Source organism: Rhodovulum kholense (assembly GCF_003053725.1).
GTDB classification, from domain to species: Bacteria; Pseudomonadota; Alphaproteobacteria; order Rhodobacterales; family Rhodobacteraceae; genus Rhodovulum; species Rhodovulum kholense.
This window is the reverse complement of sequence record NZ_QAYC01000016.1, coordinates 56602-78195: the sequence shown is the minus strand read 5'-3', so window position 1 is coordinate 78195 and position 21594 is coordinate 56602. Positions and strand designations below refer to the sequence as shown.

The 21594-nt window shown below is 65.9% G+C and carries 21 protein-coding genes and 4 pseudogenes; 16 read left to right on the top strand and 9 right to left on the bottom strand.

Annotated elements, in window-relative coordinates; all coding sequences use genetic code 11:
• Window positions 1–41: 41 nt before the first annotated feature.
• Window positions 42–467 carry a MerR family transcriptional regulator gene (locus tag C8N38_RS17380; protein ID WP_108028404.1) on the top strand — a complete coding sequence of 142 codons (426 nt, stop codon included), beginning with the start codon at window positions 42–44 and terminating at the stop codon, window positions 465–467.
• Between the two features lie 85 nt (window positions 468–552).
• Window positions 553–876: pseudogene (locus C8N38_RS17375) on the top strand (amidase family protein); the annotation flags it as partial.
• Window positions 877–950: 74 nt separating this feature from the next.
• On the opposite strand, the pseudogene C8N38_RS17370 reads toward C8N38_RS17375, so the two are convergent.
• A pseudogene (locus C8N38_RS17370) lies at window positions 951–1232 on the bottom strand (transposase); the annotation flags it as partial.
• A 52-nt stretch (window positions 1233–1284) separates the two neighbouring features.
• On the opposite strand from C8N38_RS17370, the gene C8N38_RS17365 reads away from it, so the two are divergent.
• Window positions 1285–2079: a hypothetical protein gene (locus tag C8N38_RS17365; protein ID WP_215731174.1), complete on the top strand. Its 795-nt coding sequence runs from the start codon at window positions 1285–1287 to the stop codon at window positions 2077–2079.
• Window positions 2080–2258: 179 nt separating this feature from the next.
• Here C8N38_RS17365 and C8N38_RS17360 read toward each other — a convergent pair.
• Window positions 2259–3698 (bottom strand): annotated as a pseudogene (locus C8N38_RS17360) (IS1182 family transposase).
• A 203-nt stretch (window positions 3699–3901) separates the two neighbouring features.
• Between C8N38_RS17360 and C8N38_RS17355 the strand changes: the two are divergent.
• Window positions 3902–4321, top strand: coding sequence for an ASCH domain-containing protein (locus C8N38_RS17355; protein WP_108028403.1), 420 nt, complete (start codon window positions 3902–3904; stop codon window positions 4319–4321).
• Window positions 4322–4352: 31 nt separating this feature from the next.
• Here C8N38_RS17355 and C8N38_RS17350 read toward each other — a convergent pair.
• From C8N38_RS17350 to C8N38_RS17340, 3 genes and pseudogenes are all read right to left on the bottom strand, one after another.
• Window positions 4353–5141 (bottom strand): annotated as a pseudogene (locus tag C8N38_RS17350) (IS5 family transposase).
• Between the two features lie 912 nt (window positions 5142–6053).
• On the bottom strand, window positions 6054–6776 hold the full coding sequence (locus C8N38_RS17345) for a hydratase (protein ID WP_108028402.1): 723 nt from the start codon (window positions 6774–6776) through the stop codon (window positions 6054–6056).
• A complete protein-coding gene (locus C8N38_RS17340; RefSeq protein ID WP_245895788.1) occupies window positions 6769–7413 on the bottom strand; it encodes an aspartate/glutamate racemase family protein in 645 nt (214 codons plus the stop codon). Before C8N38_RS17340 ends, C8N38_RS17345 begins: the two co-directional genes overlap by 8 nt.
• A 171-nt stretch (window positions 7414–7584) precedes the next feature.
• Between C8N38_RS17340 and C8N38_RS17335 the strand changes: the two genes are divergently transcribed.
• The 8 genes from C8N38_RS17335 to C8N38_RS17300 are packed head-to-tail and all read left to right on the top strand — an operon-like array spanning window position 7585 to window position 13903.
• Window positions 7585–8799, top strand: a complete 1215-nt coding sequence (locus C8N38_RS17335) for a CaiB/BaiF CoA transferase family protein (protein WP_245895787.1) — start codon at window positions 7585–7587, stop codon at window positions 8797–8799.
• A gap of 5 nt (window positions 8800–8804) precedes the next feature.
• The gene (locus C8N38_RS17330) at window positions 8805–9965 is read left to right on the top strand and encodes an acyl-CoA dehydrogenase family protein (RefSeq protein WP_108028399.1); all 1161 of its coding nucleotides are present in this window, start codon (window positions 8805–8807) and stop codon (window positions 9963–9965) included.
• A gap of 16 nt (window positions 9966–9981) precedes the next feature.
• A complete protein-coding gene (locus C8N38_RS17325; RefSeq protein ID WP_108028398.1) occupies window positions 9982–10371 on the top strand; it encodes a MaoC/PaaZ C-terminal domain-containing protein in 390 nt (129 codons plus the stop codon).
• A gap of 6 nt (window positions 10372–10377) precedes the next feature.
• Window positions 10378–10812 (top strand): MaoC family dehydratase, encoded by a 435-nt coding sequence (locus tag C8N38_RS17320; RefSeq protein ID WP_108028397.1) that lies wholly within the window; start codon window positions 10378–10380, stop codon window positions 10810–10812.
• A complete protein-coding gene (locus C8N38_RS17315) occupies window positions 10809–11738 on the top strand; it encodes a dihydrodipicolinate synthase family protein (protein ID WP_108028396.1) in 930 nt (309 codons plus the stop codon). The genes C8N38_RS17320 and C8N38_RS17315 overlap by 4 nt, the downstream gene beginning before the upstream one ends.
• A complete protein-coding gene (locus C8N38_RS17310; protein WP_108028395.1) occupies window positions 11738–12664 on the top strand; it encodes a dihydrodipicolinate synthase family protein in 927 nt (308 codons plus the stop codon). Before C8N38_RS17315 ends, C8N38_RS17310 begins: the two co-directional genes overlap by 1 nt.
• Window positions 12657–12947, top strand: coding sequence for an EthD domain-containing protein (locus tag C8N38_RS17305; protein WP_108028394.1), 291 nt, complete (start codon window positions 12657–12659; stop codon window positions 12945–12947). The genes C8N38_RS17310 and C8N38_RS17305 overlap by 8 nt, the downstream gene beginning before the upstream one ends.
• 29 nt (window positions 12948–12976) lie before the next feature.
• Entirely contained in the window at window positions 12977–13903 is a 927-nt protein-coding gene (locus C8N38_RS17300; RefSeq protein ID WP_245895786.1) for a LysR family transcriptional regulator, read from the top strand.
• Here the strand turns inward: C8N38_RS17300 and C8N38_RS17295 are convergent.
• Entirely contained in the window at window positions 13898–14659 is a 762-nt protein-coding gene (locus tag C8N38_RS17295; protein WP_245895785.1) for an HpcH/HpaI aldolase family protein, read from the bottom strand. The two genes, C8N38_RS17300 and C8N38_RS17295, sit on opposite strands and share 6 nt — an antisense overlap.
• Before the next feature lie 236 nt (window positions 14660–14895).
• Here C8N38_RS17295 and C8N38_RS17290 point away from each other — a divergent pair, with 236 nt between their 5' ends.
• From C8N38_RS17290 to hydA, 4 genes are all read left to right on the top strand, one after another.
• Window positions 14896–15453: a TRAP transporter small permease gene (locus tag C8N38_RS17290; RefSeq protein ID WP_245895784.1), complete on the top strand. Its 558-nt coding sequence runs from the start codon at window positions 14896–14898 to the stop codon at window positions 15451–15453.
• Entirely contained in the window at window positions 15450–16730 is a 1281-nt protein-coding gene (locus tag C8N38_RS17285; RefSeq protein WP_108028391.1) for a TRAP transporter large permease, read from the top strand. Before C8N38_RS17290 ends, C8N38_RS17285 begins: the two co-directional genes overlap by 4 nt.
• A 41-nt stretch (window positions 16731–16771) precedes the next feature.
• Window positions 16772–17737: a TRAP transporter substrate-binding protein gene (locus tag C8N38_RS17280; RefSeq protein ID WP_108028390.1), complete on the top strand. Its 966-nt coding sequence runs from the start codon at window positions 16772–16774 to the stop codon at window positions 17735–17737.
• Window positions 17738–17815: 78 nt separating this feature from the next.
• Window positions 17816–19228, top strand: coding sequence for a dihydropyrimidinase (gene hydA / locus C8N38_RS17275; RefSeq protein WP_108028389.1), 1413 nt, complete (start codon window positions 17816–17818; stop codon window positions 19226–19228).
• A gap of 66 nt (window positions 19229–19294) precedes the next feature.
• Here hydA and C8N38_RS17270 read toward each other — a convergent pair whose 3' ends face one another.
• From C8N38_RS17270 to C8N38_RS17260, 3 genes are read right to left on the bottom strand one after another with little or no spacing between them, the layout of a single operon-like run.
• On the bottom strand, window positions 19295–19993 hold the full coding sequence (locus C8N38_RS17270) for a GntR family transcriptional regulator (protein WP_108028388.1): 699 nt from the start codon (window positions 19991–19993) through the stop codon (window positions 19295–19297).
• Window positions 19994–19995: 2 nt separating this feature from the next.
• A complete protein-coding gene (locus C8N38_RS17265) occupies window positions 19996–20439 on the bottom strand; it encodes a MaoC family dehydratase (protein WP_108028387.1) in 444 nt (147 codons plus the stop codon).
• On the bottom strand, window positions 20436–21578 hold the full coding sequence (locus C8N38_RS17260) for an acyl-CoA dehydrogenase family protein (RefSeq protein ID WP_108028386.1): 1143 nt from the start codon (window positions 21576–21578) through the stop codon (window positions 20436–20438). Before C8N38_RS17260 ends, C8N38_RS17265 begins: the two co-directional genes overlap by 4 nt.
• Window positions 21579–21594 lie beyond the last annotated feature (16 nt).

Genomic DNA, 21594 nt, shown 5'->3' with positions numbered 1-21594 from the left:
CCCTAATGTCTCTAGCGGCTATAGCTTCAAGAGGGTTTTTCATGCTGACCATCGGGCGGCTCGGCAAGGCGGCGGGGGTGAAGGTGCCCACGATCCGTTACTATGAACAGATCGGCCTGCTGGCTGAACCCGACCGCAGCGAGGGCAACCAGCGGCTTTACCCGCAACGGGCCCTGCACCGGCTGGCCTTCATCCGCCATGCGCGCGAACTGGGCTTTCCGCTCGATGCGATCCGCGAATTGCTGGACCTTGCCGACCATCCCGACCGGCCCTGCCACGCGGCCGATGCGGTGGCGCGGCGGCAACTGGCGGCGGTCGAGGCGCGGCTGGCCCGGCTGACCGCGCTGAAGGCCGAGCTCGAACGGATGATCGACCAATGCGCCGGCGGGCGCGCCGCCGAATGCCGGGTGCTCGAGGTGATCGGCGATCACGCGCTGTGCAGCACCGACCACCGGCCCGAAACCTGAGCCCTCGGCGGCGCCTGCCCCAATTGCTGCTGCTTTTCCTGCGTCTGCTCTTGCGCCTGCGCCGGACAGCCGCAGGAGGACTGGCATGAACTTCGGCCCGCGCGACGTGACGATCTGGCAAAGGGATGCCACAGCCCTGCTGCAAGCCTTTGGCGCGGGCACGACTTCCCCGCTGGAGGCCGTCGAGGCGATCCTCGACCGGGTCGGGCGGCTCGACCAAGTGCCGAATGCCTATACCGCGCTGTCCGGCACGCTTCGCGACAAGGCTGCGGCCGCGACCCGGCGCTGGGCCGAGGGTCGGCCGGCCGGGCCGCTCGACGGGCTGCCGGTGATCGTCAAGAACAACCTCGTCAGCGCGGGCCTGCCGACCGCCTGGGGCAATGCCGCGCTGGCCCGGCGCCCCTGCCCGGCCGACGAGCGGCCGGTCGCTGCGCTCCACCGGGCCGGGGCGCTGGTGATCGGGCAAGGGCAACACGCCGGAATTCGCGCTGGAGGGCTGCACCGCTTTTTTGCAACCGGCTTCTTCATCGCGGCGAGATCGAGCATCTGCTCGGCCAGCAGCTTCTTGAGCTCGCCGTTCTCATCCTCGAGCGCCTTCAGCCGCTTCACCTCCGACACCGTCATGCCGCCGAACTTGGCCTTCCAACTATAGAAGGTGCCTTCCGACATGCCGTGCTTGCGGCACAGGTCCGCGCACTTCGCGCCCGCCTCGTGCTCCGCCAGGATGCTGATGACCTGCTCGTCCGTGAATCTTCTTCGCTTCATTGTCCGTCCTCGAGTTGGGCCGGGCTCTAATCGACAGTGGAGGAAAAATCCCGTGGCAGGTCAGCTCGTCAGACTCCAACGCGCTGGATTTTCATCCGCTCAACGAGAGAACCCGAAAAATGACGCCCCTTGGCGTCGAAAAGGCGATGGTCGGAGTTTTCAGCAGCCTGTTAAGGACTTCGGCCAATCCGGGCCACTACTGGTCCTTCCAAGCTTCTTCGACCCCGGTAAAGCGGCACTTCCATCTGCGGTTTCCAAGGCGGCGGAACTCGTAGGATCGCGCCCGGGCACTCCCCTGCTTATTGACGTTCGAGGAAATACGGGCGGCGACTTGCTTCGAACCATGCCTTTGATCGACGCGATATCCGAGGGCGCCAAAGGCCGGCAGGTCGATTTTCTCATCGACAAGTTCACCTTCTCCGCCGCCATCGTGTTCACCGCTGTCTTGAAGCACTGTCTGGGTGAACGGCTCGCACTTATCGGGGAAGAGATGGGGGACGGGCTGACATTCTTTGCGGAAGGAGGAACAATCGACCTCTCGTTCAGCGGAGCGACCGTTTGGTATTCTACAGCCTTTCATGATTGGGCCGCTGGTCGTATCGACGAGACCGCTCCGGTCGAAATCGCGGAGAGAATTGTCCCAATCGGAACACTGGAGCCGGACCGAGTCTGGGTCGCGCCCTCGGAAGATGTCGAAACGCTGGATCGGTTCTGCGGCGAGGTTCTAGGCGGTCTGAACGCCTCGACGAACAGCAGCGAAGTCCGCGCCGCCGATCTTGGCCCGTCGAACAATGCTACGCGATGGATTAAAGGCCGGTTAGATGAAGCTGCGCCGCGTCAATGGTAATCCCGTCGAACGGCCGCGAAGGGCCGAGGCTGTGTCAAAACTCGGTGGCGGAGTCTGTCTGAGGGTGGTTTTCCGTGCCGCCCAGCAGTAGCGCAGCGTCAGATTTCCTTCGCGCGGATGGCGCCCGATAGGCCTTGCCAGAGGCCGTGCTGCGCCGGGGGGGAGCGGCTGTGTCCTGATCAGGCGAGAATGGCCTGCATCAGGCGCCGGATGCCGATCAGGGAGATCACCCGCTTGATATTGTAGGCAAGGACATTCGGCGCCATCTCGGTGCGGACATTCTTCAGCCTGCGGGTCAGGAAATGCGTGTGAACCATCCAGCCCTTGATCGTGCCGAAGGGATGTTCGACGATGCAGCGGCGAAGGGTCATTGGATCGATGTCCCGGCTCAGCCTTTCGCGCATCGCGTCGATCAGATGCTCATGCTCCCATCGGGCGATGTGGCGTTCCGTGCCTGTGTTGCAACGGCTTTGCAGCGGGCAGGTCTGACATTCGTTGATCCGGTATCGCCGGACCTGAATACCGCGCTCCTCAGTGGCGTAGCGATAGATCAGGTCCGCACCGGCCGGGCAGACATAGACATCGCGCTCCGGATCGTAGGCGAAATCCGCCTTCACATACATGCCTTTGGCCGCATTGCCAGAGGGGGCCGGTCGCGCCACGGTCGTGATAATGCCCGCCTCTTGGCAGGCGAGGATCTCGGGGCCGCTGAAATAACCCGTGTCGGCGATGGCATGCAGGTCATCACGCTGAAGCACGTCCCTGGCTGCGATCGCCATCGGGCTGAGTTGGTCGCGGTCGAAGCCCTGGTTCGTGACCTCGTGCGTGACGATGATGTGGCTCTCGGTATCGGCAGCGGTCTGGACGTTGTAGCCAACCATGCCGCCGTGTCGGGCGCTGGTCGCCATGGCGCGGGCATCGGGGTCAGTCAGGGAAATCTGCCCACCCGGGGCGTCGGCCAGAGCCCTGTCCATCGCCTTCAGCCGCGCGATCTCCTGCTGGATACGACCATAGCGGCGGGCGAGATGGGCGACCTTGTCGGCCCGGGCCTCGCCGTCTTCCTGCCGGTCGATGCGGACCACCTCGTTGATATAACGTTCAACATCGACCTCCAGATGGACGAGGCGGTTGGCGATCTTGTTCTTCGTGAAGGTCCTGTCACGGTTGTTGACGGCCTTGAATTTGCTGCCGTCGATGGCAATGCAATCGCCCTTCAGCACGCCGATCCGGCGGCAAAGCTCCACGAACTGCGCGCAGGTCCTGCGGATCGCGCGGCCATTCCGTGCGGCGGAATTCGGCGATGGTCTTGTGGTCCGGCACCAGCCTGCCGGTCAGCCACATCACCTCGACATTGCGCCCCGCCTCCCGTTCCAGCCGGCGGTTCGACGGGATGCGGTTCAGATAGCCATAGATGAAAAGCTTCAGCAAAACGGCGGGATGGATCCCGGTCAGCCAGTGCGCGCGGAGGTCGCGCGCTCAAAGCCGAGGGCAGACAGATCGAGCTCGGCGACGAACAAATCGACGGCGCGAACAAGATCATCCTCACCGATCCAGTCTTCCAAGCGCTCGGGGAAAAGCACCGTCTGGCTGCGCGGAACCCCCTCGATGAAACCCGCCATGCCTATCTCCCGCTACCGAGAAACCATAGCATGCCACCGAGGTTTGACACAGCCTCGGTCGAGAGCGTTCAGCACAGAAGCCTAACAAACGCGACCCCTCTGCACTTTCCAAACCTGCGCCGCCACCCATCAGGCCCTTCATCTCAGGCGGTATTCGTGCGAGATCACGTGAGCCTCGCGAGCTTGGAGGAGCAAGAACTGACATGCCCAGGGACTTAAGAACGCTTAAGTTGCGGTACCCATCGGCCAGAACATTCAAGTTTGGCGATGATCCCGCCTTATCCAGCGCACTGCTGTCGTTGGTGCGAAATGGAAAGAAAGTAGCAACATGTAGCGCGCTGCACGAGTTCCAAAATGGCGAGCCTTTCCCTGAAATCGGTCGGCGCGATATCTGCCTCGATTGGGACGAGACTCCAGCCGTTGTGATCGAGACCGTGGAGTTGATCCAATGCAGGTTTGATGAAGTAACCGAAGAAATGGCTCTTGCCGAAGGCGAGGATGACAATCTGGAGGGTTGGCGCGCAGGGCATCGTGGATATTTCGAGCGGAACGGCGGGTTTTCACCGGACATGCAGATTATTTGGGAAAGGTTCGTTCTTATCGAGGACTTGGCGCCAGAATGATAGGCCGCCTAGGCTGCAGACTGATTGAGTTTCAGAGCCAGAACATGACGGTTGCTGCGAGGGCGATAGCGGAGAAGAAGGTTTCCGGGCATCTGTCGTATCGGGTGGCGACGCGCCTCCAGTCCGTCAGCCGGCCGAACATGATCACGATGCGGTCGCGGCGCTTGCACCTCCGCCTGTCGTATATGACGGCTGTCTTGCGAGACTTCCGGCCGGGGACGCAGACCTTCATCCCCTTGTCTTTCAACGCATCTCGCAGCCAGTCCGCATCGTAGCCCCGGTCGGCCAGCAACCAGTCCGCCTTCGGCAGGCTGCCCAGCAGCGCCGCCGCAGTCGCTGACCTGTCCAGCGGACATGAAGAACCCGATCAGTCGACCCTTCGCATCGGCGACGGCATGCAGCTTGGTGTTCATGCCCCCCTTGGTTCGGCCGATCTGGCGTCCGCGCCCCCCTTTCTCACCTGCAGGCTGGAGGCCGTGCAGTGCGCCTTCAGGTACTTGCGCAGGCTCACTCGAACGCATGGCGTTCGCCTGCTCACTTCGATCATGATCGTCTTGTGCGCGGCCCGCTCCGCGGCCAGGCCCGTCATGATCCGGGCGAAGACGCCGTGTTCGTGGCTTCTCTCGAACCAGTGGCGTTCAGCCACTCACCTCCAACGCTTCCAGCGGTTGTAGAGCGTCTTGGCCGGACCGTATTCTCCGGGTGCGTCGCACCACCGCAAGTCATTGCGGTTGATAAAGATAATGCCGCTCAGAACACGCCGGTCGTCGACCCGGGGCTTGCCATGGCTCTTCGGAAAGAATGGCTTCAGGCGCTCCATTTGCGCCTCGGACAACGGTTTCGACGATACGAGCCCTGATGCCTTCGAGCTCAAAATTGTTCGAGCATGGTGGGGACATGCGTCAGTTCCTGCCATATCTGCTGACCAACTGCCGTTTGATGGCCGCCGCCGAAAATCACGGCGACATGGCTCCAATTCACAACACACTCATGCAGGCGCTGCGCCTACGATGAACCGCTACCTATCGAGGGCGGTATCAGAGCTGCGGAGAGGCAGCGAAGCCGATTCAGCCCATGCTTCAAGCCCAAATCGACGGAACCGAAGTAATCACCAAGGGAGACAAGGTTTTTCTGAATCAAGTTGCGTCCGGCTACGGGCACTGGTCTGCTTGTTTTCATTCTGGAGCCTTCTTGAAACATCTGCCGTCCAAGCGCAGGAGACCTTTTCCTGGAGCGATTTGCGTGCATTTGGCGAGATCCATGTTTGCAACCCGGAGCACCGGATCGTGAACAATCACGAATACCTCGCCTGGATGGACTTCACCCAACAGGTCGTGCAGGGCCTCAACGCCGAGGACGTTTTCGCCTCCTGTCCAGGTGGCCGATGGAGTTTCCTGCCGGACTCTTTGGCCGGTGGCCCCGGCTCCGACGCCGAAACCCGTGCCGCCTTGCTGGCGCGGGCTGCGGTGGAACCGGATGTCGCGGACATGGAGGAGCGACGCGTTCGCCAGGGCTATGCCGCGACGGAGTACCTTACGGCGGCCTATCTGGCCTGCCTGGACCAGGCATGCTTTGATGACTTGTTGCGGGACGATGGGTATTTCGACGTGATATGTCCGGACCCGCGCGATGCCGATCGGCCTGCAACTGATCGGTCCGGCCGGCAGCGAGAGCCATCTGCTGGCCCTGGCGGACCCCGTCGCACCGCCATTCGAATGGCCGACGCTGGCGCTCAGGCCAGACTGACCGCGACTCGGCCAAGCCCCGCGATCTCGGCCGACAGTTCCGTACCCGGTTCGAACCAGGGCAGCCCGCAGACCGACCCGGTGATCACCGTCTGCCCCGGCTGCAAACCGCCGCAATGGCGGCCCAGATGGCGCAGCAAAAGGTCGAGATTGGCCAGCGCCGAGCCGCCGGGCACTTCGGTTTCGCCCTCAAGCACGGTGTGGGCGCCGGCCCGGAACCGCGCCGACAGGCGGCCGAAATCGCGGCCGTCCCAGGCCTCGGGCCCCGATCCCGAGACCAGCCCGGCGGTAATCTGAAGATCGGCGAACTTGAGGTCGGGCCGGTCGGCCGCGGCGCCCGCAAGTCGGGTCTCGACCAGTTCGAAGACGGCACGGGGACGGAAATGGGCGGCGGGGTCGGGCGGCAGGCCCGGCCCCGGCAACGCGCGGATCAGTTCGAACCCCACTTCAAGCTCGACCCCCAGCCGGTCGCGCACCCTGCGGCTGCCCCCATCGGGCACCCGGTAGCAGGCGGGGATCGGCGCCAGCACCGGCGGCCCCTCGGGCAGACGCCCCACCTTGAACCCCGCGACCGGGCCCAGCGCCCCGGACACCTGGGCCTGAACCGCCAGCACCTCGGCCCGCGACAGCGGCCCCGGTGCCTCGGCGACCCGCTGCCCGCCCCGATGCGCGGCGAGCAGCGCGTCGGCGAAGGCCTCGGTCTCAGACATGCTGCGCCCCGAGAAGGGCTGCGACCTCGCGCGCGGCGCAAAGCACCGGGTTCAACAGCGGCACCGGCGCGCGGTCGCGCAGCCGTTCCGCCGCCGCGCCCAGCGGGCCGCCGCCGATCACGACCTGCGCAGCACCCGCCGCATGCGCCTCGACGATGGCTCCCAGGAGCCCGGCGTCGAGCTCTGCCGCGGACCGCATCAGCGCCACCGGATCACCCGCCGCGAAGCGGCACCCCAGATAGGGCACGGTACCCGCATGGCGCCGCATCAGCGCGTCGATCTGGGCCTCGAGCCCCGGCGTGGTGGTCGCGACCGCGAAGGGCAGGCCCGACCGGGCGGCCGCGCGGGCCGCCGCCGCGCCGATGCCGATCACCGGACAGGCCAGACGGGCGGCCAGCGCCTCGGCGCCCGGGTCGCCGAAGGCCGCGACGATCACCGCATCGGGCCGCCCCGGGACCTCGGCCGCCGCGATCCCTTCGGCGGCACGGGCGAGAGCCTCGGGCGTCACGATCAGCGGCGGTCCCGCAGGCGCGGTCCAGCCAATCGGCGCCACCGGCAGGGCGCGCGCCGCGATTTCGCACATGGACGCGGTCACCACCGGGTCGCTGTTGGGGTTCATCAGCCGAATCTCAGTCATGGGCCGACCATGTCGCAGCCCGGGCGCCCCGTCACGCCTTGCCGCGAAGTGCCCGCGCAACGCGGTCACAGCGCCAACTATAGGCCATATGAATTATCTCTGAGAAAAATAAGATAGAGACGCATATTCCTGCCCGGCCCGGCCGGGCGTTACCTTAGGCGGGACCTTCACATGAGGACTAACATGGGCGCGCTCGACGGCATTCGGATTCTCAGTTTCAACCATTTCCTGTCGGGCCCCGCCGCGGCGCAGCATCTGGCCGACATGGGCGCCGACGTGATCGCCATCGAGCCCATCGGCGGCGCCTTCCAGCGCAACTGGGCCGTCGCCAATCGTTTCGTCGACGAGACCAGCGTCAACCACATGACGACCGGCCGCAACAAGCGCTCGCTCGCGCTGGACCTGAAGGCGCCCGCGGCGCTGGACGCGGTCAGGCGGCTGATCGCGACTGCCGATGTGGTGATGGAGAATTTCCGCCCCGGCACGATGGACAAGCTCGGGCTGGGCGAGGCCGAGCTGCGCCGCATCAATCCCCGCATCATCTATGCCGCGACCACCGGCTATGGCGCCGACGGCCCTTACGCGAAACGCCCCGGCCAGGACGTGCTGTTGCAGGCGATGTCGGGGCTTGCCGCCCATACCGGCAGCCTCGAGGGCGGGCCGGTCGCCATCGGCACGGTGCCGATCGACCACCATGCCGCCGCGCTGACCGCAGGCGGCATCGTCGCGGCCCTGTTCGAGCGCGAGCGCACCGGCGTCGCCCGCAAGGTCGAGGTCAACATGCTGCAGGCCGCGCTCGATCTGCAGGGCGAATCGATCACCGCCTGGATGAACGGCGCCAACCGCAAGGGACCGCGTGGCGAGGCGGGACTGGCCAACTGGTTCAGCCCGGCGCCCTACGGGATCTACGCGGTCAGCGACGGCCATGTCATGATCTCGATGTGCAAGCCCGCCGATCTGGCAGAACCGCTGAACCTGCCCGAACTGGCCGCCTTCACCGAGGAAGACGGCTTTTCGAAACGCGGCGAGATCGCGACACTGGTGCAGCAGGGCATGGCGCGCCTGACCATGGCCGAGGCGCTGCCGCTGCTTGAGGCGGCCGGGGTCTGGCACACGCCGGTCGAGGATTACGACGCCCTGCCCCAGAACCCGCAGGTCCGGCATCTGGGCGCCTTCGTCAAGGCCGAGACCCGGGGCGGCTCGCCCATGGTGATGCTGGCCCATCCGGTCCGCTATGACGGCGAGACGCCACCCGTCCGGATGACGCCGCCCGCCCTGGGCGAGCACAGCCGCGAGGTATTGGCCGAGGCGGGCCTTGGTTCTGACGAAATCGAAGCGCTCCTTGCGGCCGGAGCCGTGGCCCAGACCGACCGGATGCGGGGGTAATACAGATGGATTTCAAGATTTCCGACGAGATGAAGATGGTGACCGAGGCTGTCGCCCGCTTCGTGCGCGAAAAGGTTCAGCCGCTGGAGCAGGAAACCGAGGCCAATGCCCAGATCCCGCCTGAAAAGCTGGCGGCGGTCCGGGCCGAGGCACAGGCGCTGGGCTTTTATGCGCTGAACATGTCCGAGGAGGTCGGCGGCGGCGGGCTCGGGGTTCTCGACATGTGTCTGGTCGAGGAGCAGCTGGGCCAGACCTCGGATGCGCTGATCCGGCGGATCTTCGGGCAGGTCTATCCGATGCTCGAACAGTTCAAGGGCGATCTGCGCGACAAGTACCTTTTCCCGACCGTCAGGGGCGACAAGATCTGCGCCATGGCGATCACCGAACCGGGTGCCGGATCGGACGCGGCCGCGATCAAGACCAGGGCGGTGCTGGACGGCGATCACTGGGTGCTGAACGGCACCAAGCATTTCATCTCGGACGGGGACATCGCCGATTACATCATCGTCATGGCGGTGACCGATCCCGAGAAACGCGCGCGCGGCGGCATCACGCTGCTGATCGTCGACAAGGACATGCCCGGCTTCAGGGTCACGCGGAACCAGCCGATGATGGGCCATCGCGGCTATGGCCATGCCGAGATGACCTTCGACGACGTGCGCATCCCGAAGGACCAGATCCTCGGCGAGGTGGGCGAGGGCTTCAAGGTCATGATGGCCAATGTCGGCGGCATTCGCCTTGGCCATATCGGCGCGCGGGCGGTCGGCATGGCCTCGCGCGTTCTCGAGATGATGCGCGAGCATGCCGCCACCCGGAAGCAGTTCGGCCAGCCCATCGGCGAGTTCCAGATGGTCCAGCAGATGATCGCCGACAGCGCGATAGAGATCTTCGCGACCCGGATGATGGTGCTGAACACCGCCTGGGAAATCGACCAGGGGATGGACCCGCGCGACAAGGTCTCGATGGTCAAGGTGCAGGCCTCGGAAATGCTGGGCCGGGTCGCCGACCGGGGCATTCAGGTCTTCGGCGGCTATGGCTTCACCAAGGAGCTGCCGCTGGAACGCATCTATCGCGACGCGCGGGTAACCCGGATCTATGACGGCACCTCGGAGGTCCACCGCATGCTGATCGCCCGTTCGGTGATCAAGCGCGGCCTGACGCTTTGACGGAACGGAGTTTTTCATGAGTATCGAACGGGGCCAGTCGGTCACCTTCCGCAAGACCATGACCGTGGCCGAACAGGGCTTCTTCACCGGCATCTCGGGCAATCTGGGTCCGGCCCATGTGGACCGCGTCAAGGCGCAGGCTCTGGGCCTGCCGGACATGGCCGTGTTCGAACTGGCGGCAGGCGCGCTGTTCTCGACCGCCCTGTCGCGGCTTGCGGGGCCGGACTACCGGATCGGCACGATTTCCTTCTCGTTCCACCGCACCGTGACCGTCGGCGAAACGCTGGCCGCCACAGCCACCAGCGGCGGCCCCGAGGGCAAGTCTCTGGTCTGCCATCTGGCGGGCGAGATCGACGGCCACACCGTAGTGACCGGCGAGGCGACACTCGTCCTCAGGGAGGGCTGAGCCCTCATGTACGACATCCGTCAGATGGACGAGCTGTGCGTGGGCGACCGCATCAGCGTCACCAAGACCGTGACCGAGGCCGACGGCGCCATGTACATTGCCGCCACCGGCGATTTCGGCCCGGTCCATGTCGACGAGGACTATGCCTCGGGCACCCGCTTCGGCGAGCGCCTCGCGCCGGGCATCCTGGTCGCGGGCATCTGCACTTCGGTGCTGACCGCCGAGCTTGTGGGTACGCTGGGCGTGTCGATCCGCGACAGCTTCTGGTTCACCGGCGCGGTCCGCTACGGCGACACGCTGACCTTCGAGATTTGGATCAGCGGCAAGGACGAGGAAAACCGCACCGTCGATTGGCAGGCCTCGGCCCGCAACGAAGAGGGCGCCGAGGTCCTCAAGGCCGACGCGACCCTGAAATTCCCCCGAAAGAAAGTGACGACATGAGCCTGACCGGCAAGGATCTGCGCGGCATCACGGTCGCGACCGTTCTGCCCTTCGACGAGACGGGTGCCATCGACTGGGAGGGCTATGCGGCCGTCCTCGACCATTGCGCCAAGCCCGAGACGACCGATTGCGTTTTCGTCAACGGCCATGCCGGCGAGGCGACCGCGCTGACCGAGGCCGAACGCGACGAGGTGATCCGCACCACCCGCGACCATATCGGCAAGGACCGGCTGTTGCTGGCGGGCGTGGTGCCTACCGGTTACCCCGAGGCCGTCCGTCAGGCCGAAGCCGCCCGCGAGGCCGGCGCCGACGTCGCCGTGATCTTCCCGCCCGAGGCTCTGGGCGGCGGAAACGCCTCGACCAGGGCCCCCGTGGCCTTCATGGAAAAGCTCGCCCGCGAGCTGGCGATGCCGATGTCGGTCTTCCAGTTCCCCATTGCCTCGGGCTTCGGCTATTCGACCGAGGCGCTGGCCGAGATCGCCCAGATCCCCGAAATCGTCGCGATCAAGGAAGGCAGCGCCACGATGCTCGCCTATGACGAGAACCGCCGCGCGGTGAAGGCCGCGGCGCCCGATGTCGCGATCCTGCCCTCGAACTTCCACTGGTTCTTCTCGCAACTTGCGCTGGGCGGCGACGGCATCCTGTCCGGCCTCGCCTCGCTGACGCCAGGCCTGCTGGCCGAGCTGTGGCAGGCCTCCGAAGCGCAGGATCTGGCGAAGATGCGCGCGGTGAACGACCGGCTTTACCCCGTGGTGCGCGCGATCTACGGGCCTGCGCCGGTCGTCGACATGCACACCCGCATGAAGGACGGGCTGAAGATGCTGGGCGTCATCAAATGCGCGACCCCGCGCCTGCCGCTCTTGCCGCAATCCGACGCCATCATCGAGGGCGTGCGCTGCGCGCTGATCCAGGCGGAGCTGCTCTGATGGCCGCGCATCCCCATGGCGGGCTTTACGCCGCCACCATCTGCCCGATGCGCGAGGATGGCACGCTGGATCTCGACAGCCTTGACCGCCATTTCGCGGCCGTTCTGGCGACCGAGGGGCTTGATGGGCTGTTGCTGAACGGGCATGCGGGCGAGGGCATCTTCCTGACCCGCGACGAGGCCGCGACCGTGGTGCGCCATGCCAAGGCCGTCGCGCCCGCCAGGCGGGTGCTGGCGGCGGTCAGCGCCGAATCGACCGCCCAGGCCGCCGCCGATGCCCGCGCCGCGCGCGCCGCCGGGGCGGATGCGATCATGGTCTTCGCCCCCTTCTCCTGGGCGCTTGGCGCCGATCCGCGCGCCATCGTCACCCATCACAAGGGCATCGCCGAAGCGGCCGAAGGGCCGGTCTACCTGTTTCAGGGCTCGGTCGGCTCGGGCGGGTTGCATTACGCGCCCGACACGCTGGCCACCCTGCTGGACATTGAGGCGGTCGTCGGCATCAAGGAAGGCTCGTGGGAAACCCGCGCCTATGAGGACACGCTGCGCCAGACCCGCGCGCTTCGGCCCGATGTGGCGGTGATGGCCTCGGGCGACGAACATCTCTTTGCCTGCTTCCAGCTGGGCAGCGACGGGTCCGCTGTCAGCCTTGCCGCCGTGGTGCCGGAGCTGATCGTGGCGCTCGGCACCCATGTCCGCGCGGGCGAGACCGACGCCGCGCTGGCGATCCACCGCAAGCTGTTCGCGCTGGCCAGACTCGTCTATGCGCGCCCGGGCCATCTGGCCGCCGCCCGGCTGAAAGCCTGCCTTGCACGGCTCGGCCGGATCGACAGCCCGGCCTGCCGCGCGCCGACGCCACCCATCGACCCGGCCGAAACCGATCGCCTGGCCGCAGCACTTGCCCCCTGTCTGGAAAATCTGGATGCCTGAGCCCCATCAGACCCACATGGTCTTTGTCGATATCGACCCCGAGGACGAGGCCGCCTTCGACGACTGGTACAACAACACCCACCTGCCCGACATCCTGGCCTGCCCCGGCTGGCTGGACGCCCGGCGCGAGAAATGTCTGGAGGGCGGGCCAGCCCATGTGGCGATCTACACGATCACCGGCCCAGAAGCCTATGAAACGCCGGAATTCGCGGCTATCAAGGGCTTTGGACCGTTCACCGACAAGATCCGCAATTTCCGGCGGGTTCGCCTGACGAAAAGCTGAACGCGTCCCCAAGAGGAAGCGTTCGCCCCATGCTGAACCTGCGACAACTCGAGATCCTGCGCGCGGTGGTGCAGTACCGCACCACCGTCGGCGCCGCCGAACGTCTGGGCATGTCGCAGCCTTCGGTCTCGAACACCATCCGCCATATCGAGACGGTGCTGGGCTTCCCGTTGTTCGAGCGGGTCTCGAACCGGCTGGTGCCGACCGAAGAGGCGCTTATCCTGCTGGAAGACGCGGAACCGCTCTTCCTGCTGCGCGACGCGGTGAACCAGCGCGCGGCCGATCTCCGGCGCGGGCGGATCGGGCGCATCCGCATCGCCTCGACGGCCGAGCTGTCCGAGGCGGTGCTGCCCCGGGTCATCGCCGACTATGCCGGGCAGTACCCCAAGGTGCAGATCTCGCTGGAAACCCGGCCGCTCGACAGTGTGCTGCAGGTGGTCGAGAACGGGCTGGCCGATGTCGCCTTCGTCATCGCCGCCTATGAACGCCAGGCACTCGACTACGAAACCCTGGTCGAGTTGCGCGCGGTCTGCCTGTGCCCCGCCGACGACCCGCTGGCCCGTCTTGAGGTGGTGACGCCGCGCGACCTGATCGGGCGGCAGATGGTTGGCCCGCAGGTGTCGAACCGGATTGGGCTGATGATCGCCGACAGCTTCCGCGCCAGCGGCCATGTCTACAGCCCCTCGGTCGAGACCCGGTTCATGAACGCCGCCGCGCGGATCGTGCGCGAAGGCTGCGGCGTGACCCTGATCGACGAGTTGTCTGCCCATACGGTGCTGCGGCCGGGGCTGGTGGTGCGCGCCTACGCGCCCGCGCTCAGCTTCGAGCTTTCGGCGGCGACCTCGCGCACCAAGACCACCTCGCGCCAGACCCGGCGCCTGATCACCGCCTTCGCCGAGCGGGTCCAGGCCCAGATCGCAGAAGTCCGGGCCGAGGCCGAACGCGACGCCTCATGACGCCGCGCGGCGACGCAACCCGGCCAGAACCGACGCCCCGCCCTCGACGATCAGATTGGTTTCGTTCGTCGCGACCAACATCCGCGCGCCCAGCGCCAGCGCGTGGCTTTGCACCAGCCCGGGCGGCAGGCCCATGACGCCGAAGCCCAGCCCATGGGCTTTTGCCGCAGCCGCGATGCGCTGAAATGCGGCCAACATGTCGGGATGTCCGATCTGCCCGCGCAGCCCGATCCCGTCGGCCAGATCGTTGGTGCCGATGAACAGCGCGTCGAGCCCCGGCACCGCAGCGATCTCCTCGACCGCCGCCAGCGCCTCGGCGCTTTCGATCATCGCGATCACCTGCCCCTGGCCCGCCCGCGCCACCAGATCCGCCGCCGGCAGCGGCACGTAAGCGGCGACCGGCAGCGGACCCGGCAGCGCCCGCCGCCCGACCGGCGCAAAGCGACAGGCGCGGACCACCGCGCGGGCCTGATCGGCGCTGTCGACATGGGGCACGATCACCCCGGCCGCCCCGCAATCGAGCGTCCGCGCAAGATCCGGCGAGTCCGGCCCGGTAACCCGCGCATAGACCGGAAACCCGGCCGCCAGCCCGGCCGCCGCCGCCTGCCCCAGATCGGCCAGACCGATGGGCCCATGCTCCATATCCATGACCGCAAAATCGAATCTCGCCCCCCTGGCGAGAAGGATCGCCTCGGCGCGCCCCAGAAGGCAGAAAGCCAGCCCGATTTCCGGACCGATGCCGTTTTCACTTTGCACGAAAAATACCCTCCACAGCACAACGCTGCTTGCATCCTGTTCGACTTCTGTTTTTCGTCCTCGCAGGTTACCCTGTTTTCAAGAGGAGTATTCGCGAAAACCCCAGATTAAATACTTCCATCCACTTTCTTAATAGCTCTCTTCCTTTCGCCCCCCGTCTTTGCGGATAACCTCTCGCAACAGGACCGACGCGCGGCGGGATCGTCCGCCCGGATCGATGGATAGGAGGTGCACCGGTGTCAGACCGCTCGGCAGAGCATGACGTGTCGCGAGTTGCTTCGAGCGCGGTCTGGAAAGGCCTGTCTCTGATGCTCTGGACGCTCCGCAGAGCGGTGGACGGGGCCGCCATCCTGCTTCTGGCCTACATGGCGCTGGCCGTCCTGATCCAGATCGTCGGGCGCTATGTCTTCAATTATTCCATCGCCTGGAGCGAAGAGACTGCGACCTTCGCGCAGATCTGGCTGGCGCTGCTGGGAGCGGGCATCGCGATGCGCCACAACCAGCATGTCGGCGTCGATGTCCTGATCCTGAAGGCACCTCTGGCGGTCCAGCGGGTCTTCAACATTGCCGCCTTCGCGCTTGGGGCCTGGTTTCTCGGCGTCGTGGTCGTCGGATCGCTGTCGATGGTCGCGATCGGGATGATGGTCAAGTCTCCGGCCCTGCGGATCCCGCTGGCCATTCCCTATTCGGCGCTGCCCGTGGGATTTGGCTATTTCCTTCTCGAATTCGCCCTGTCCAGCATTCCGCGCATCCTGCGACCCGGCGCCCGGAACGCCGAGGAGACCGGCATATGATCTGGGCCGTCGGAGGATTTCTGCTGCTGTTGGTTTCGGGCATCCCGATCGTGCTGGCGCTCGGGATCGCGGCTCTGGTCGCGATCGAGCTGACCACGACCGCCCCGATCTCGATCGTCGCCCAGCGCGTCTATGGCGGGATCAGTTCGTTCACGCTGATGGCCATTCCGTTCTTCGTGGCCTCGGGGCTACTGATGGAGGCCGGCGGCATCGCCCGGCGCTTCGTCGCGCTCGCGGGCGCGCTGGTGGGCTGGATCACCGGCAGTCTTTACATGGTCTCGGTCGTCACCGGCACCGGGCTCGCGGCGATCTCGGGCTCGGGCTCGGCCGATACCGCCGCGATCAGCGCGGTAATGGTGCCCGAGATGAAAAAGCGCCGCTACGACATCGACCTGGCGGCGGCGATCATCGCCGCCTCGGGTTCGCTGGCCTCGATCATCCCGCCCTCGATCGTGATGATCGTGATCGCCGTGACCGCCAACCAGTCCATCGGCGCGATGTTCCTGGGCGGCATCGTCCCGGGGCTGATCGTCATGGCCGGGTTGATGCTGGGCGCCTGGCTGTTCGCCCGCGGGGGCGGTCCGGCCTATCGCGACGGCGAGGCCTTCACGTTTCAGCGCCTCGGCCGCACCTTCCTCGACGCGGCGCCGGGCCTCCTGGTGCCGGTGGTCATCATCGGCGGCATCGTCGGCGGCGTCTTCACCGCGACCGAGGCCGCCTGCGTGGCGCTGTTCACCACGCTGGTCGTGACCATGTTCATCTACAGGGAACTCAAACCGCGCGACCTGCCGCGGATCCTGCTGAAGGCGATCAGCCTGTCGGCGACGGTCCTGATCATCATCTCGACCGCCTCGGTCTTCACCTGGATCATCGCCACCCAGGGCTTTCCGGCGATGCTGAGCGCCTGGCTGACCGGGATCACCGAGAACCCGATCGCCTTCCTGCTGATCGTCAACCTGCTGCTGCTGGTCGTCGGCATGTTCATGGAAAGCATCTCGGCGGTGCTGATCCTGCTGCCGGTGCTGCTGCCCATCGCCCGAAGCTATGGCATCGACCCGGTGCAATTCGGCATCATCACCGCGCTGAACCTGTCCATTGGCCTGATCACGCCGCCCTACGGGATCTGCCTCTATGTCGCCTCTTCGGTGGCCGGGCGCCGGATCGAGCAGGTCTCGCGCCGGATCTGGCTGCCGTTCCTGTGCATGCTGGTGGCGCTGGTGCTGGTCACCTTCGTTCCGGCTGTCTCTCTCTGGCTGCCGTCGGTCATCATGAAATGACCGGGCCGTTCGCTCTTTAACCAAGAAAAGGAACCCTCCGGATGTCCAACAGAGTCCTGTCCTCCCTCGCGGTTCTCGCCGCATTGACGGCCGCGCCCGCCCTGGCGGCCAACTACACCTTCAAGGTGGCCCATACCAACGCCGCCGACGAGGTGCAGGACAAGGGCCTGCAGAAGATGCGCGAGCTTCTGGAAGAAAAGACCGACGGCGCCGCCACGCTCGAAATCTACCCGGGCGGCCAGCTGGGCGACGAGGCGCAGCTGATTGAGGGCGTGATGCTGGGCTCGCTCGACATGTCGATGACCTCGAACTCGCTTCTGTCGAACTATATCGAGGATTTCCGCGTCTTCGACATGCCCTTCCTCTTCCCGTCGATCTCGGCCCTGGGCGAGAAGGTCGATGCAAACTGGGACCTGATGGAAGACAGCGCCAACGGGTCTGGCTTCCAGCTGATTGGCGTGTTCTCGTCGGGCATCCGCCACCTGATGACCTCGAAACCGGTCGAGACCATCGACGACGTCAAGGGGCTGAAGATCCGCACCATGCAGAACCCGGTCCATGTCGAGGCCTGGCGCGCCTATGGCGCCAACCCGACGCCGATGGCCTATTCGGAACTGTACGGCGCGCTGCAATCGGGCGTCGTGGACGGGGCCGAGGCCGCCTCGACCGGCTATGACGGCATGAAGTTCTACGAGGTCGCGCCCGATTTCGCGCTGGTCGGCTGGCTGAACATGACCGCCCCGGTGGTGATGCAGAAGGCCGCCTATGACGCGCTGCCGGAAAACATCCAGACCGCGCTGATGGAAGCGGGCCAGGAAGCCACCCGGTGGGAACGGCAATATGTCGAGGATCAGGAACAGCCGCTGATCGACAGCTTCAAGGCCGAGGGCGTGACCATCACCCGGCCCGATGTCGAACCGTTCCGCAAGGCGTCGCTGCCGCTTTACGAAAGCGAACTGACGACCCCCGGCCAGAAGAAGCTTTTCCAGGCGCTGACCGCCGAATAAACCCGGCCCGCAAGGTCCAAGGCCGCGGCCCCAAGCAAGGGCCGCGGTTTCCGTTCAGAATGAAAGCCGACCCCAATCATGCTTGATCTAGCCATCAGAAACGCCCAGATCGTCACCGCCGCCGACCGCTATGTCGCCGATATCGGCATCCGGGAAGGCCGCATCGTCGAGATCGCCGAAAAGGTCGGCGCGGCCGCCGAAGAGATCGACGCGACCGGTCTCTGGGCGATGCCCGGCGGGATCGACGCCCATGTCCATCTGGCCCAGCCCCAGGGCGGCGGCGTGGTCATGGCCGACGATTTCGAGACCGGCACCCGGTCGGCTGCCGCGGGCGGCAACACCACGGTCCTGCCGTTCGCGCTGCAGCAGAAGGGCCAGACCCTGCGCGAGGCGGTGCAGGCCTATCACGCCTCGGCCGAAGGCAAGTGCCATGTGGATGTATCCTTCCACCTGATCATCACCGACCCGACGCCCCAGGTGCTGGGCCAGGAACTGCCCGCGCTGATCAAGGACGGCTATACGTCCTTCAAGGTCTTCATGACCTATGACGACCTGATCCTGAACGATGCCGAACTGCTCGAGGTCTTCGACACCGCCCACCGCGAACAGGCGCTGGTGATGGTCCATGCCGAGGGCCATGACGCCATCAAGTTCATGACCCGCAAGCTGGAAGAGGCCGGCAAGACCGCGCCCTATTACCACGCGATCTCGCATTCCGCCGTGGCCGAGCGCGAGGCCACCCACCGCGCGATCAGCCATGCCGAACTGACCGACGTTCCGATCGTCATCGTCCACGTGTCGGGCCGCGAGCCGATGGAGCAGATCCAGTGGGCCAAGCGGCGCGGCCGCAAGATCTTTGCCGAGACCTGCCCGCAATACATCGCGCTGACCCGGGACGACCTGAAGGGTCTGAACATGGACTTCTCGGGCGCCAAGTATGTCTGTTCGCCGCCGCCGCGCGACACCGACAGCCAGGAGGCGATCTGGGAAGGGCTGCGGGACGGCACCTTCGACATCTTCTCGTCCGACCATTGCCCGTTCCGCTATGAAGACCCGGCCGGCAAGGACGTGAAGGGCGCGCGGACCTCGTTCAAATGGGTGCCGAACGGCATTCCGGGCGTCGCCGCGCGGCTGCCCGTGCTGTTTTCCGAGGGCGTATCGAAGGGCCGGATCACGGCCGAACGCTTCGTGGCGCTGACCGCCACCAATCCGGCCAAGCTATACGGGCTCTATCCGAAGAAGGGCACCATCGCCATCGGCGCGGATGCCGATATCGCGCTCTGGGACCCGAAGGTCGAAACCACCATCACTCAGGCCAAGATGCATCACGGCTGCGACTACACCCCCTATGAGGGGATGGCGGTGACGGGCTGGCCCGTGCGGACGATCCTGCGCGGCAAGACGGTCGCCGCCGATGGCGAGGTGACCGGAACCCCCGCCGACGGCCAGTACCTGCCCCGCAAGATCAGCGGCGAGGCCTTCCCCGGCTGAGCCGGACATGAAACGGCCGGAGGGCAGCCCCCTGCCCCCCGGCCCTTTTGCCTTCCCCGGCGGCGTTCAGGTCCGGCTGCCCTCGGGATCGACCCGCGCGGCGAGGTCTTCCATCATCGCCGCGTTCTGCATCCGCAGGATCGCCTCGGCGGCGGGCAGGTCGTGACGCCTGAGCGCCTCGACCATCAGCGCCATTTCCTCGGCCAGAACCGCCTGTCGCCCCGGCCCGTAGCCATAGCCGCGCCGGAAGGCGAAGATCAGCTCCCAGCCGCGCAGGAACATCCGGTGCGCCTCGGCATTGCCGCCGAACTCGACCAGCCGCGCATTGAAGCGGCGGTTCGTTTCCAGCGCCGCCACCTCTTCGCCCGCCGCCAGATGCGCGGCATAGGCTTCGGCCAGCGCCTCCAGCTCTTTCAACCGTTCCAGCGTCAGGGTCCGCATGCCCCGCCGCAGCGCAAAGATCCGAAGCTCGGTGTTCAGCTCGAACAGGTCCGAGATATAGGCGCGGTCGAGCCTGCGCACCGTGGCGCCGCGATTGGGCTCGATCTCGACCAGCCCCTCGCCCTCGAGCTTTCTCAGCGCCTCGCGCAGCGGCATGGTCGAGAAGCCCAGATCGGCCGCCAGTTCGGCCACCTTCAGCCGTTCGCCCGGCGCGAAACGGCCCGCAAGGATCGCCTCGCGGATCTGGCGGGTGGCCTGGTCGACGGAATTGGCGGCGGGTTCCAGTTTGCTGTCCTTGCGCGGGGCCGGGCTGGGCGCAACCATAGTCAGTCGCGCTTCTGGATCAACGAGACATGTTCGGCCGAGATCGCGGGCGAGCGGTCGGGAAACAGCAGCCACACGGTCTCGGTGATCACGCCCGCGGGCCGGGTCCGGCTTTCGCGCTTGGCGGTGAACTCCATTTCCACATGCATCTCGTCGCCCGCGCCCATCGGATGGACGAAGCGCACATGGTTCCAGCCGAGCGAGGCAATCGAGCTGTCCTCGTACAGCTTCAGCTCGGTCTTCAGCCCCTCCATCAGCGCCAGCCCGTAAAGCCCGTGCGCGATGATGCCGTCGAACCCGGCCCGTTTGGCATAGGCCTCGTCGGTATGCAGGGGATGATGGTCGCGGGTCAGCCGACAGAAATCGGCGATGTCGGCTTCGGTGATCACATGGGACGCGGTGGTGAACCGCGCCCCGACCTCGACGTCTTCGAAATAAAGGCTCATGCGTAGGCCTTCTGCACCTGGCGGGCGATGATCATGCGCTGGATCTGGTTGGTGCCCTCGTAAATCTGGCTGAGACGCACGTCGCGGAACAGCCGCTCGATGCGGAATTCGCGGGAATAGCCGTTGCCGCCATGGATCTGCAGCGCGTTCGAGATATGCACCTGCGCCATGTCGGTGGTGAACAGCTTGGCCTGCGCGGCTTCCAGCGCGATGGGGTGACCCGCATCGTAGAGCTTCGCCGCATGGTGGATCAGCAAGCGCGCGGCGGCGATGTCCTTCGACATGTCGGCGATCATGAACTGGATCGCCTGGAAATCGAAGATCGGCTTGCCGAACTGGCGCCGGTCATTGGCGTAAGTGACGGCATCCTCCATCGCGGCCTGGGCCATGCCCAGCGCCATCGAGGACATCATCAGCCGCGAGAAGTTGAAATTCTCCATCGCCATCTTGAAGGCGCCGTGCTCGGGCCCGATGAGGTTGGTGGCAGGCACCCGCACCTCGTCGAAGCTGATCATGCATTCGGCAAGGCCATGCATGCCCAGAAGCGTCTCGGACTTGCCGCGATGGACGCCGGGCCGGTCGGTTTCGACCAGGACGCAGCTGATGCCGCGATGCCCGGCCTCGGGATCGGTCTTGGCAAAGACCATGATCACGTCGGCGACCTCACCGAAGGTGACCCAGGCCTTGGTGCCCTTGATCACGTAGTCGTCACCGTCGCGCCGGGCGGTGGTCTTCATCGCGGCGACGTCCGATCCGCAGTCCGGTTCGGTGACCGCGGTGGCGGGAATCACCTTGCCCTCGAGGATGCCGGGGATCCATTTCCGGGTCTCTTTGCCGCCGTGGTGGTTCAGGAACAGCGCCGCCTCGACCGGGATCGCGAAGGCATTGCCGACCGCGCCCGAGCCGCGCGCGATTTCCTCCATGACGATGCAGGCGGCCATCGCATCCATCCCGACGCCGCCTGCCTCCTCGGGCAGGGCAACGCCGAAAAGCCCCTGTTCGGCAAGGGTTTCATAGACGGCGCGGGGGAAGACGTCGTCCCGGTCGATGGCGGCGGCGGCAGGCGCGATCACCTGATCGCTGAGCTTGCGCGCGGTGTCGCGGACCATGCGCTGGTCCTCGGTGTAAAACTGATCCACGGATGATCTCCAGTAG

What these genes read in the sequence shown, in the direction of transcription:
- C8N38_RS17380 (WP_108028404.1), top strand. Translation starts at nt 42, where the DNA reads ATGCTGACCATCGGGCGGCTCGGCAAGGCGGCGGGGGTGAAGGTGCCC.
- C8N38_RS17355 (WP_108028403.1), top strand. Translation starts at nt 3,902, where the DNA reads ATGCCCAGGGACTTAAGAACGCTTAAGTTGCGGTACCCATCGGCCAGA.
- C8N38_RS17345 (WP_108028402.1), bottom strand. Translation starts at nt 6,776, where the DNA reads ATGTCTGAGACCGAGGCCTTCGCCGACGCGCTGCTCGCCGCGCATCGG.
- C8N38_RS17340 (WP_245895788.1), bottom strand. Translation starts at nt 7,413, where the DNA reads ATGACTGAGATTCGGCTGATGAACCCCAACAGCGACCCGGTGGTGACC.
- C8N38_RS17335 (WP_245895787.1), top strand. Translation starts at nt 7,585, where the DNA reads ATGAGGACTAACATGGGCGCGCTCGACGGCATTCGGATTCTCAGTTTC.
- C8N38_RS17330 (WP_108028399.1), top strand. Translation starts at nt 8,805, where the DNA reads ATGGATTTCAAGATTTCCGACGAGATGAAGATGGTGACCGAGGCTGTC.
- C8N38_RS17325 (WP_108028398.1), top strand. Translation starts at nt 9,982, where the DNA reads ATGAGTATCGAACGGGGCCAGTCGGTCACCTTCCGCAAGACCATGACC.
- C8N38_RS17320 (WP_108028397.1), top strand. Translation starts at nt 10,378, where the DNA reads ATGTACGACATCCGTCAGATGGACGAGCTGTGCGTGGGCGACCGCATC.
- C8N38_RS17315 (WP_108028396.1), top strand. Translation starts at nt 10,809, where the DNA reads ATGAGCCTGACCGGCAAGGATCTGCGCGGCATCACGGTCGCGACCGTT.
- C8N38_RS17310 (WP_108028395.1), top strand. Translation starts at nt 11,738, where the DNA reads ATGGCCGCGCATCCCCATGGCGGGCTTTACGCCGCCACCATCTGCCCG.
- C8N38_RS17305 (WP_108028394.1), top strand. Translation starts at nt 12,657, where the DNA reads ATGCCTGAGCCCCATCAGACCCACATGGTCTTTGTCGATATCGACCCC.
- C8N38_RS17300 (WP_245895786.1), top strand. Translation starts at nt 12,977, where the DNA reads ATGCTGAACCTGCGACAACTCGAGATCCTGCGCGCGGTGGTGCAGTAC.
- C8N38_RS17285 (WP_108028391.1), top strand. Translation starts at nt 15,450, where the DNA reads ATGATCTGGGCCGTCGGAGGATTTCTGCTGCTGTTGGTTTCGGGCATC.
- C8N38_RS17280 (WP_108028390.1), top strand. Translation starts at nt 16,772, where the DNA reads ATGTCCAACAGAGTCCTGTCCTCCCTCGCGGTTCTCGCCGCATTGACG.
- hydA (WP_108028389.1), top strand. Translation starts at nt 17,816, where the DNA reads ATGCTTGATCTAGCCATCAGAAACGCCCAGATCGTCACCGCCGCCGAC.
- C8N38_RS17270 (WP_108028388.1), bottom strand. Translation starts at nt 19,993, where the DNA reads ATGGTTGCGCCCAGCCCGGCCCCGCGCAAGGACAGCAAACTGGAACCC.
- C8N38_RS17265 (WP_108028387.1), bottom strand. Translation starts at nt 20,439, where the DNA reads ATGAGCCTTTATTTCGAAGACGTCGAGGTCGGGGCGCGGTTCACCACC.